General features: G+C 26.7%; 12 protein-coding genes. 2 read left to right on the top strand and 10 right to left on the bottom strand.

Features of this window, described 5'->3' with window-relative positions; all coding sequences use genetic code 11:
* Positions 1–235 precede the first annotated feature (235 nt).
* The 3 genes from CJ670_RS09440 to CJ670_RS09435 all read right to left on the bottom strand — a co-directional run bounded on the left by CJ670_RS09440 (position 236) and on the right by CJ670_RS09435 (position 1291).
* Positions 236–445, bottom strand: a complete 210-nt coding sequence (locus CJ670_RS09440; protein WP_105939779.1) for a hypothetical protein — start codon at positions 443–445, stop codon at positions 236–238.
* 365 nt (positions 446–810) lie between these two features.
* Entirely contained in the window at positions 811–969 is a 159-nt protein-coding gene (locus CJ670_RS10910; protein WP_165785208.1) for a hypothetical protein, read from the bottom strand.
* A gap of 103 nt (positions 970–1072) precedes the next feature.
* Complete coding sequence (locus CJ670_RS09435) at positions 1073–1291, bottom strand: cold-shock protein (RefSeq protein ID WP_105910953.1); 219 nt, start codon at positions 1289–1291, stop codon at positions 1073–1075.
* 686 nt (positions 1292–1977) lie between these two features.
* Here CJ670_RS09435 and CJ670_RS09430 point away from each other — a divergent pair.
* Positions 1978–2268, top strand: a complete 291-nt coding sequence (locus CJ670_RS09430; RefSeq protein ID WP_105939778.1) for a c-type cytochrome — start codon at positions 1978–1980, stop codon at positions 2266–2268.
* A 33-nt stretch (positions 2269–2301) separates the two neighbouring features.
* On the opposite strand, the gene ccoS is transcribed toward CJ670_RS09430, so the two are convergent.
* Together ccoS and CJ670_RS09420 are read right to left on the bottom strand one after the other, a co-directional pair.
* Positions 2302–2523, bottom strand: coding sequence for a cbb3-type cytochrome oxidase assembly protein CcoS (gene ccoS, locus CJ670_RS09425; protein WP_066402433.1), 222 nt, complete (start codon positions 2521–2523; stop codon positions 2302–2304).
* 16 nt (positions 2524–2539) lie between these two features.
* Positions 2540–4969 (bottom strand): heavy metal translocating P-type ATPase, encoded by a 2430-nt coding sequence (locus CJ670_RS09420; RefSeq protein ID WP_105939777.1) that lies wholly within the window; start codon positions 4967–4969, stop codon positions 2540–2542.
* 82 nt (positions 4970–5051) lie between these two features.
* Between CJ670_RS09420 and CJ670_RS09415 the strand changes: the two genes are divergently transcribed.
* Entirely contained in the window at positions 5052–6671 is a 1620-nt protein-coding gene (locus CJ670_RS09415; RefSeq protein ID WP_105939776.1) for an EAL domain-containing response regulator, read from the top strand.
* Here CJ670_RS09415 and gmk read toward each other — a convergent pair.
* From gmk to rpsB, 5 genes are read right to left on the bottom strand one after another with little or no spacing between them, the layout of a single operon-like run.
* Positions 6668–7291 carry a guanylate kinase gene (gmk, locus tag CJ670_RS09410; protein ID WP_207763633.1) on the bottom strand — a complete coding sequence of 208 codons (624 nt, stop codon included), beginning with the start codon at positions 7289–7291 and terminating at the stop codon, positions 6668–6670. The genes CJ670_RS09415 and gmk overlap by 4 nt on opposite strands.
* Before the next feature lies 1 nt (position 7292).
* Positions 7293–8108, bottom strand: a complete 816-nt coding sequence (locus CJ670_RS09405; protein ID WP_105939775.1) for a hypothetical protein — start codon at positions 8106–8108, stop codon at positions 7293–7295.
* Positions 8105–8788 carry an ABC transporter ATP-binding protein gene (locus CJ670_RS09400; protein ID WP_105939774.1) on the bottom strand — a complete coding sequence of 228 codons (684 nt, stop codon included), beginning with the start codon at positions 8786–8788 and terminating at the stop codon, positions 8105–8107. Before CJ670_RS09400 ends, CJ670_RS09405 begins: the two co-directional genes overlap by 4 nt.
* Positions 8789–8825: 37 nt before the next feature.
* Positions 8826–9869 carry a translation elongation factor Ts gene (gene tsf, locus CJ670_RS09395; protein WP_228154239.1) on the bottom strand — a complete coding sequence of 348 codons (1044 nt, stop codon included), beginning with the start codon at positions 9867–9869 and terminating at the stop codon, positions 8826–8828.
* On the bottom strand, positions 9869–10666 hold the full coding sequence (gene rpsB, locus CJ670_RS09390; protein WP_105910947.1) for a 30S ribosomal protein S2: 798 nt from the start codon (positions 10664–10666) through the stop codon (positions 9869–9871). Before rpsB ends, tsf begins: the two co-directional genes overlap by 1 nt.
* Positions 10667–11006: the final 340 nt, after the last annotated feature.

The following is an 11006-nucleotide window of genomic DNA, read 5'->3' as shown; positions in this document are numbered from 1 at the left end:
TTCAATGGAACTGTTTTTAAAAATATTAGAACAACTAGTTCAAGTCCAAAAAATTGTCAAGAGAAATAAAGATTTAGAACAAATCATCTTAATGCTAAGGGTTTACACTAAAAAACAGTTAGGTTTTATGTGCGAAAGTTGAGTTAGTAATATATTTTTTTCAAACTCTACTGGTGACATATAATTATTGTATGAATGTAATCTATAATAAACATCTTTTTTAAAACAATCATTACTATATTTCATATGAAAATTTTGATTGAAATTTGACCCACTTTTTTGATAAAAAATGTAAAATTATCATATATGGTTTTACACCAATATCTCTTTTTATAAAATTACTTTGTTTTAAAATAGAACTAAAATTTATATCTCTTAAAACAGATAATATTGGATTTTTTAATACATTGTTCATAGCAGTTTGGATAAAATCATCAAGTCCCATAAAAAAGCCCTTTATATAGTTGATTGTAGTGATGAAATTATATCAAAAAGTGCCTATTTATGGGCTTTATTATAGCTTTTATATATAAGAAATTAATGATTTTTTATGTGCGAAAGTTGAGTTAAAATAAATAAAAAAGACTTCAAATAGCACTCTTACAACTTTAATTTATTTTTAATATATTAAATGATTCTTTTAATATATTAATTTCTTGTACAAATTTGACACAGTTATAAATCTACTTTTATTATAAAAAATATAAATTACGGTAAATTTTACCGTTAATATTTTAACATTTTTTTAGTATCTGATTTATATAATATCATCCTCTATACTATTTTGTAACATTTAATTTACAAAATTATTTAATATATTGCAAATGGATTTTTTGGTTTTAAATAAGTTTTTGATAGATTAATACATAATCCAGCTTTTGAAGAAGCATCTTCTATAGATTCTCTATTTTTTATAAGTCTTAATAAAACTAACTGTTTTATTTTTATATTTACATTTATTATTGACATTTCTCTCTTTTATATTTTTATTGTAGTTTGTTGTAGTTATATTATTTTAAAGAATGTAATATATTCCAAACTATATAGTCTGGAATTATATTATAGTAAAAAGTTATATTGCTTTAACGTTTTTTGCTTGAGGACCTTTTTCATTTCTTCCGATTTCGAAAGATACTTTTTGTCCTTCTTCTAAAGATACTCTACCGTATCCTGAACTTTGAATTTCACTGTGGTGAACAAAGAATTCATCATTTCCATTTTCTATTTGGATAAATCCAAAACCTTTTTCTGAGTTGAACCATTTTACTGTTCCGATATTTTGATCTGCCATGGCATTTCCTTTTAATTTATTTTTCTACTTTAATTAAAAAGTAATCTATAAAGTTTAAGTGGAGTTTTAATTTGTATTAAGTAAGTTAGTATCAATTTTTTGTAGTTATCAATAAAAGCAAACAAAAGATGTAGTCAAAAACCCTAAATCATCTTCAAGACCATCATTATAACTGAATAAAAATATAAAAGCAAGTGTTTTTAATATAATTAACTTTATTGTTGATTCTTTAAACTATTGTGAGTAATTACTTTTTCTCATATATCTTCTACGCTTTCACTAATTTTAAAATACTTTTTTCTATATCCTATTTAGTGCAACCAAGATTAAATGGAATGGTCACTTCCAATCAATCTTTTAATAGTTGATTTTGGTGTAACCCAAGCTAGAAGTAAATCAAATATAAAATTTTCTTTATTGAGGCAAGAAATGAGATATTTAAAATCCAAACATAACTTTAGAGAGATATTAAAGGTACATAAAAAGTAAGCAAACTAAAAAAATAACATTTTTTGCACAAAATTGACACAGTAGTATTAAGAGATGTCGCTTGTATCGAAATCCACAAATAATATACAATAATAAGCAAAACTTCTAATTGTAATAACTTTAATTTTAATGTTATTAAGCATAAAAAAAAGAAAAAATAGCTAATATTTCTTTCTTAAAATTTAAAAGGAGAAAAAATGAAAAAAGTAGTTCTTGCAACAGTAGCACTAGTAGGTTTTGCATTTGCTGATGCACCAGCATCTTATGCAACATGTAAAGCATGTCACGGAGTTAAAGGTGAAATCAATATCACTACTCAAAGTAAATCTCATGTTCCAGCTAATTTAACAAAAGCTGATATTGTGAAATCTTTAAATGGTTATAAAGATGGTTCATATGGTGGACCTATGAAAGGTCTTATGAAAGGTCAAGTTGCTAAATTAACTGATGCTGATATTAAAGCATTAGCTGATTATATGGGTAAATAATTTGGTTTTACCAAATCTTTAAAGAGGATAAGTTTACTTATCCTCTTTTTTTATATCTTTTTTAGACTCTTTTATAGATTTCTCTTTTTTTATAGCATCATTTAAATCTTCAACACTATCAAAAAGCATTCCATTTGTCATTTTTGAAGCATCATCAAATTGTCCTGATTTTGCAGCCCAAATAAATAAAAAAAGCATTCCAGCTGAAATTACAAGCCCAACTACCAACATAAAAAATAGTGTATCATCAATCATAATATAAATTTTTCCTTTATTTGAGTTTTATTCTAAGAGAGTTTAAAACAACTACTAAAGAACTTAAACTCATAGATAATGCAGCAAAAAGTGGAATTATAAATCCAGCTGCTGCAATTGGAATTGTAATTGTATTATAAATTAAAGAGAAAGCTAAATTTTGTTTTATATGTTTATACGTTTTTTTAGAGATTATAAAAGCATCTTTTAATGATTTTAGTTTTGAATTTAGCATTACTACATCAGAAACCATCATAGAAACATCGGCAGAATTTCCCATAGCAATTGCAACATCGCTTGAAGCTAGTGCAACACTATCATTTACACCATCTCCAACCATAACAACAGTTTTACCACTATTTTTCAAATCTTTTATAAAATCTGCTTTATCTTTTGGAGTTAAATTTGCTTTATAGTTTGATATTTCTAACTCTTTTGCAATAGAATAAGCCACAAAATTATTATCCCCTGTTAGCATTATTGGTTCTATATTTTGCTCTTTTAAATACTCTATAAGCTCTTTTGCATCGGCTTTCAACTCATCTTTTAACTCAAAATTTGCAATAATCTTTTTATCTACACAAAACAAATATTGAGTCAATTTTGAGTTTATCTCAACATTCATATTAACACCAAACTCTTTTAAAAGTGACTCATTTCCGCCTAATATTTCATTATTTTCATATCTTGCACTCAAGCCTTTTGCTTCAATATTTTTTATATTTTCTAAACTCAAATGAGAAACTTCAAAATTTTCTTTAATATATCTTTTTACAGCAATACTCACAGGATGATTTGAACTATCAAGTAAAGAGTAAAGAAGATTTATATTTTTTTCATCTTTATTGAAAAACTCTACAAAACTAACTTCTAATTCTCCTTTTGTCAATGTTCCTGTTTTATCAAAAACAACAGTTGTAGCATTTGCAATAGTTTCTATAAATTTTGCTTCTTTAAATAGTAATGATTTTTTTGCCAACTCACTAATTCCAACTAAGCTAGCCATTGGAGTTGCAAGTGCTAAAGCACAAGGACAAGCAATCACAATAACAGAAATAGCCGTTATAAATGACCTTTCAAACTGATTAACCCCTTCAAAATAAAAACCTAAATCAAGCCCTAAATAGTACCAAACTAAAAATGTAATAAATGCAATACTTAAAATTATTAAACTAAAACGTCTTGAAATTTTATTTGCTAAAGTTTGAATTTTTGGTTTTGAGTTTAGTGAATCTTCAAGTAAAGTTACAATAGAAGAAAATGTTGAATTTTTAAAATCTTTTACAACTTCAAAAAGTATTGTAGAGTCCAAAATAACAGTTCCACTAAAAATATTATCTCCAGTTTTTTTATAAACAGGTATTGACTCACCAGTTAAACTAGATTCATCAAAAGATGCATTTCCACTTATAATTTTTCCATCAACAGGAACCTTTTCTCCAATCTTAAGCTCAATTAAGTCACCAACTTTTACTAAATTTAAAGCTTTTACCTCTTTTTTTCCATTTTTTACAACAACTGCTTCAAGTGGAAGAGTTGATTTTATTTTATCCAAAGTATCAATAGCTGATTTTTTACCAATTACTTCGAGATATTTTCCAACTAAAACAAAAGTTATAATCATAGCAACTGAATCAAAATAGCTCTCACCTTTTGCCCCAAATAAAACAAATAAAGAGTAAACATATGTCATTGTTGCACCAGAACTTACAAGCAAATCCATATTTACAATACGGTTTTTTAGACCAAAATATGCACCTTTATAAAATACAAATCCACTAAAAAATAAAACTGGCGTTGTCAGAATAAACTCAGCTAGATGTATCATATTTTTTACTTCAAGACTCATTCCTGTGAAAAAGCCTGTATATTTTGCAACACTTAACATCATTATATTCATAGTACAAACAACAGCAACCATAATTCTTACAAAATAGTCTTGCTTGGCTTTACTAGCTTCTTTATCTGCTATGCTTGAATCATAAGCGTAAGCGTTATAACCAACACTTCTTATTTTTTTTATAATATCACTTAGTTTTAAAATATCACTGTTAAAAACAACTCTTGCTTTATTTGTTGTAAAATTTATATTTGCTTCAACAACACCTTTTGTGTCATATAAAACCTTTTCATTTAGCCAAACACAAGCTGCACAATGAATTCCTTCAAGGATTAAATCAATTTGTACAAATCCATCTTTTGTAATTGTTGTATAACTATTTAAGAAGTTTTCTGAGTCGAATTTTGCCAAATCATCGTTTGAGACTTGTAAAGGAGCTTTTATAGTTTTATTTCCAAGTTTTTCATAAAAAGAGTCTAAATTTTCACTTTTTAAAATATGATAAACACTTTGGCAACCACCACAACAAAAATTTAAATCATTCTCTTTTATCATTATTTTTTCATCAAATGATAAATGACAATGATTACACTCTATTTTTATCAAAAAAACATCTCCTTTTTTTAAAATTAAACTTTATATTAAGATTTTTGTGTATTATATCTTATTAATTTCAAAGAGTGGTTTAATGAACAACGATATATCAAATCTAAAAAGTGTTACCGTCCTGTATGTTGAAGATGAAAAAGATTTAAGAGAAGTTACTTCTTCTATTTTACAATCATTTACAAAGAATCAATATATTGCAACAAATGGTCAAGAAGGGTATGAACTTTTTTTAAAACATGATAGTGATATTGATTTAATTATCTCAGATATAAATATGCCAATTTTAAATGGTTTAGAGATGATTAAAAAAATTAAAGATATAAATAAAAATGTTCCAATCATTGTAACAACAGCTTTTTCAAACAAAGAGTATTTACTTGAAGCAATTGATATTGGGGTTGATAAATATGTTTTAAAACCTGTTGATGTTTCAAAACTACTTCAAGCTATGTCACAATCATTAAATTATCATGAGCTAAAAGATTTGTACTTAGATAGCTTAACAAACCTATCAAATAGAAATAAACTAAAAAAAGATTTAAAAGATTCAAATAGTGAACTTATGGCTTTATTTGATATTGATGAATTTATTGCAACAAATGATCTTTTTGGGGAAACTATTGGTGATAAAATATTAAAAGAGTTTGCTTCAAAAATGAGAAACTATTTTGATGGAAATAACTACTTACTATATAGAATAGAATCAGATAAATTTGCAGTAGTACCAAAAAATAAGATGGAAACAAAAGATTTTTTTAATTTTTGTAAAGATTTCTTAGAAAAAGTAGAAAATGAACCATTTTTAATAGATGATAATGAAATAGATGTAAATATTACTATAGGAATAGCACAAGGTGATGGTTCTGAGGCTTACAAATATACAAAAAGAATTATTTCTTATGCTAGAAAAACTTTCCAAAAAATAATGATTTATGATGATTCTTATAATATTCACATATCTTTTGAAGAGAATATAAAATGGATAAAACAACTAAAACAAGGATTTAAAGACAATTTACTAAAAGCATATTTTCAACCGATTGTTGATACTCAAACAAAAGAGGTTATAAAATATGAAGCTTTAATTAGATACATAGACCATGATGGTACAGAATTTAGCCCATATAGTTTTTTACATATTGCGAAAAAAACTAAACTTTATTCAAATATTATTAAAGTTATTTTAGAAGACTCTTTAAAACTTATTAAAAATAAAAATAAAAGAGTATCTATAAATATATCTTATGATGATATTTTAAATGAAAAAACTACAAAATATATCTATAATTATTTAGATGAAAATATAGATTTTGCATCAAATATTGAGTTTGAAATACTAGAAAGCGAAGAGATTTCCGATTTTGATTTAGTTGATACATTTATAGATAATGTTTCAAGATATGGTTGTAAGGTTGGAATTGATGATTTTGGTAGCGGGTACTCAAACTTTCATCTTTTATCAAGATTGGATATAGATTTTATAAAAATAGATGGGTCTTTAATAAAAAATATTCACCAGTCAAAAGATTTAGAGATAATTGTAAAAACAATATCAAATATTGCAAAAGAATTTAATATAAAAACTGTTGCTGAATTTGTAGCAAATGAATATATTTACAACAAAGTTAAAGAGTTAAATATAGACTATTCTCAAGGATACTTTTTTGATAAACCTTTAAAATTTGAGGATATAGTTTAACTGTTTATCCAGTTTTCAACTATATTTTTTTTATCAAAAATCTTTGTTTTTGCTCTTGCTATATTTGCAATAGCCAAAATTTCTTTAGAAGCTTTGTGAATATTATCATTTATAATCAAGTAGTCATAATCAGTAAATGATTCTATCTCTACCTTAGCATTTTGAACTCTTTTTTCAATCATCTCAGCAGTGTCTGTATCCCTAGCTATTAATCTTTGCTCTAAAATCTTTAAAGTTGGTGTTGTAATAAAAACAGAAGTTATTAGATTATCCAACTTTTTTCTTAAAATTTTATGTCCTTGAACATCTATATCAAAAATTACAAGTTTTCCATCATTTAAAGCTTTTGTAATTGGTTCTAGCATAGTTCCATAATAGTTATTATGAACTTTCGCATACTCCAAAAAATTATCATCTTTTATATTCTTTTCGAACACTTCTTGACTCACAAAATTATAATCAACACCATCTTCTTCTTCGCCTCTTAAAGCTCTAGTTGTTGTTGAAATAGAAAAATAGTAGTTTGGTATATTTTTATATATCTCTCTTAAAAGTGTAGATTTTCCACATCCACTAGGTCCTGAAATAACTAGAATTGCACCGTTTAACTCTTTTATCATCTTATTCCTTTATCGATATATTTATATCAACAGATTCACCACTTGCCAATCTGTCTATAAGATTTTGATCAAGTTTTGTAAGAAGTGGTTTTAGTTCATCAATTTTAAATCTATTTAAAATTAAATGATATTTGTTATTATCCAAAGAGAATTCATAATCTTTAACTTCATCTAAAGCTTCATCTATAATTTCGCTTATATCTTTCCAATCAGTTTCTTCATCTATTCGTTTTTTATCATCTTTTAAAATAGTATTTATTTTCTTTAATTCAAGATTATCTAAAACTCCGCCTTTTTGTAATGCACTTAAGCTAATAATACTCTCATCTTCATTTTCATTTTCATCAAGTAAATCATCAACAAAACTCAAATCATCGTAATTGTCAAAATCTTCACTATCATCCAAACTATCATCCAAACTATCATTTATATAATCAACTACAGGAAGAACAATATCTTCCTCTTCTGTAGAAATAAATTTTGATAAATTACTACTATCTTTTTTTTCATTTAATGAAAGTTCTATTTGCTCTTTTAAAATTGCTTCCAATTTTGTAGGAAGAAATGGTCTAGGAATCAAAAAATCTCTTTGTTTTTCAAAACTTAACTCTTCTGAACTAATTGCTCCCAATCTAGTTGTTAATGTCTTTATTTTATTAAATTTATTATCAATAAATGGTTGATCTACAATTATCAAATCATATTTATTATCAACACTTGTTGTTTTTTGAACTATTAAATCAACTTTAATTCTTTTACAAACAAGTATAAATATATGCTCAATTATTGCTGTGTCACAAATAAGAAGGATTTTCACTTTTTTATCTCCTTTAAATTTAGCTCTTCAAGCTTAAAAACTTTATCACATCTAAAAGCTAAATCCTCTTCATGAGTTACCAAAATAAGGCCAGCATCATTCTGTTTTATATAGTTAAAAAGAGTATTCATAACTACATTTGCAGTATCTTTATCTAAGTTTCCTGTTGGCTCATCAGCAAAAATTATTTTTGGTTTTTTCATAAGAATTCTAGCAATTGACAAACGTTGTTGTTGTCCACCACTTAGTTCTCCAACACCTTGATTTAAGACGTGTGAAATATTTAAATCATTTAAAAGTTTATAATCAATATCTTGATGACTTAAAAGTGTAGCAATATTTAGGTTTTCCAAAGCACTAAATCCACGAAATAAATAGTGTGCTTGAAATACAATTCCAAAATCATCTCTTCTAATTTTTAATAGTTCATTTTGTTTTAAAGAGTATAAATCTTTACTTTGAAAAACAACATTTCCAGCTGTTGGCTTTAAAAGTGAAGATAAAATATTTAAAAGAGTTGATTTTCCGCTTCCACTAGTTCCAATAATAGCTATTGACTCTTTTTTCTCTAAACTAAGATTAATATTTTTAAAAAGTTCGTAGTCAAAATTATGAGATAGATTTTTTGCTTCAAGAAGTGTGGATGCAAGGAGTGGTTTATTATTATTTTTTTCACTCATTGCATATCCTTTTATAATAGTTTTTTTAAACTATTTATTATTTACCCATTTGTTTTGCAACTTCAGCTGCGAAATCTTCTTCTTTTTTCTCGATTCCTTCACCAAGTTCAAATCTAACATAAGATGTAATTTTAATTGATGGATCAACTTCAGCAATTGCTTGCTCTACAGTTTGTTTATCATTCATTACATAAGCTTGAGATAAAAGTGCAAATCTTCCATCTAATTGAGTATTATCAGTGATAAATCTTTCAATTTGCCCAGGAATAATATTTGCCCAAATTTTTTCAGGTTTTCCAGCAGCTCTTAACTCATCTTCAAATCTTGCTTTTGCTTCAGCAATAGCAGCATCTGTTAATTGAGATTTAGAAACAAAATCTGGAATTTTTTTAAGAGGTTTTTTTAATCTTACTAACTCTTCATTTTCAGCTTCAATCTCAGCTCTAATTGCTCTATTTTCAGATTCAACAAAAGCTGGATCTAAATCTTTGTATGAAATAACTGTTGGTTTCATAGCACTTGCATGCATTGCAATATTTCTTAAAAGTGTTGCTGCTTTATCTTTTACACCAGCATCACAAGAAGCTGCTAGAATAACTCCTGTTCTTCCATTTACATGAACATAACCATTAACAACTTGACCTTCAACACTTTGTAATTTTCTAGCAACTAAATTTTCACCAATAGTTGCAATTTTTTCTGCTAAATATGTTGGGAAATCTTTACCATCTATAGTTGAACTATTAAGAGTTTCAGCATCATTTATATTATTTGAAAATGCATGAGCTGTAATTTCTTTTGTAATATTAATAAAATTTTCATTTTTTGCAACAAAATCTGTTTGAGAATTTAACTCCAAAAGTACAGCTTTTGTTTTATCACTATTCACTTCAATAGCAATTAAACCTTCAGCAGCAACATTTCCAGCTTTTTTTGCAGCTTTTCCAAGCCCTGCTTCTCTAAGCGCTTGAATAGCTTTTTCTAAATCTCCACCAGTTTCATTTAATGCATTTTTACAATCCATCATTCCAGCACCAGTTAGCTCTCTTAACTCTTTGATTAATTGTGGAGTTGATGCCATTATGCTTCTTCTCCTTCACCAAATTTAATCTCTCCACCCTCAGAAACAGCTTCAGCTATAAGCTCGTCTTGCTCTTCTTGAGAAATAGGTTCAACCGAAGTTTCAGCACCACTTTCAGCTAGTACAGCTTTTCCTTCATTCATAGCTGCTGCCATTTCATTACAAAATAAGTGAATACTTCTAATAGCATCATCATTTCCAGGAATTGGTAAATCTACAACATCTGGATCACAGTTTGTATCAAGTGGAGCAACAACAGTTATTCCTAATCTTCTAGCTTCTGCAATAGCAATTTTTTCTTTAACTGCATCAAGAACAAACATCATATCTGGAAGTTTATGCATATCTTTAATTCCACCAAGGTATAACTCTAGTTTCTCTTCTTTTCTTGAAAGCATTAAAGCTTCTTTTTTAGTTAAAAGATCAAGTTGACCTTCTTCTCTCATTTTTTTAATAATTTCTAATTTTCTAATTGATTTTTTGATTGTTCCAAAGTTTGTAAGCATTCCACCTAACCATCTGTGGTTTACATATGGCATTCCACAAGATTCAGCAGCTTTTTTAATAGTTTCACTAGCTTGTTTTTTAGTACCAACGAAAATCATTGTTTGACCTTCAGCAGCTCTATCTCTTACAACATTGTATGTATATCTAAAGTATCTTAGAGTTTTTTGTAAATCTATAATATAGATATTCTTTCTAACACCGAAAATGAATTTTTTCATTTTTGGATTCCATCTTCTTGTTTGGTGTCCGAAGTGTACACCACACTCTAATAAGTCTTTCATTGTAACCATGTTAATTCTCCTTGAATTATGTTTGTTTATATTTTTTTCTAGGGTTTAGCCTCTGTATCCCTTAATGCTAAGCTTTAAACTTAACACAACCCGAGCAAGGATTGACACATGTGAGGTACTAAATTAAAAATCTAATTGATTTAAAAAATAGAACTGCGATTATATCCAAAGAAGATTAAGATTTGTTTAATTTTTTATTTACTCAACTTTCGCACATAAAAAATCTTCAATTTCTTATATATAAAAGCTATAATAAAGCCCATAAATAGGCACTTTTTGATATAATTTCATCACTACAATCAACTATATAAAGGGCTTTTTTATGGGACTTGATGATTTT

It is taken from the genome of Arcobacter cryaerophilus gv. crypticus (assembly GCF_002993025.1).
In the GTDB taxonomy this organism is placed as follows: Bacteria; Campylobacterota; Campylobacteria; order Campylobacterales; family Arcobacteraceae; genus Aliarcobacter; species Aliarcobacter cryaerophilus_B.
This window is presented reverse-complemented; position numbering and strand designations above follow the sequence as displayed.

Bases quoted from the DNA above. Each gene is read 5' to 3' on its own strand.
- CJ670_RS10910 (WP_165785208.1), bottom strand. From the start codon at position 969: ATGTCAATAATAAATGTAAATATAAAAATAAAACAGTTAGTTTTATTA.
- CJ670_RS09400 (WP_105939774.1), bottom strand. From the start codon at position 8,788: ATGAGTGAAAAAAATAATAATAAACCACTCCTTGCATCCACACTTCTT.
- tsf (WP_228154239.1), bottom strand. From the start codon at position 9,869: ATGGCATCAACTCCACAATTAATCAAAGAGTTAAGAGAGCTAACTGGT.
- CJ670_RS09415 (WP_105939776.1), top strand. From the start codon at position 5,052: ATGAACAACGATATATCAAATCTAAAAAGTGTTACCGTCCTGTATGTT.
- CJ670_RS09440 (WP_105939779.1), bottom strand. From the start codon at position 445: ATGGGACTTGATGATTTTATCCAAACTGCTATGAACAATGTATTAAAA.
- CJ670_RS09435 (WP_105910953.1), bottom strand. From the start codon at position 1,291: ATGGCAGATCAAAATATCGGAACAGTAAAATGGTTCAACTCAGAAAAA.
- CJ670_RS09430 (WP_105939778.1), top strand. From the start codon at position 1,978: ATGAAAAAAGTAGTTCTTGCAACAGTAGCACTAGTAGGTTTTGCATTT.
- ccoS (WP_066402433.1), bottom strand. From the start codon at position 2,523: ATGATTGATGATACACTATTTTTTATGTTGGTAGTTGGGCTTGTAATT.
- rpsB (WP_105910947.1), bottom strand. From the start codon at position 10,666: ATGGTTACAATGAAAGACTTATTAGAGTGTGGTGTACACTTCGGACAC.
- gmk (WP_207763633.1), bottom strand. From the start codon at position 7,291: ATGATAAAAGAGTTAAACGGTGCAATTCTAGTTATTTCAGGACCTAGT.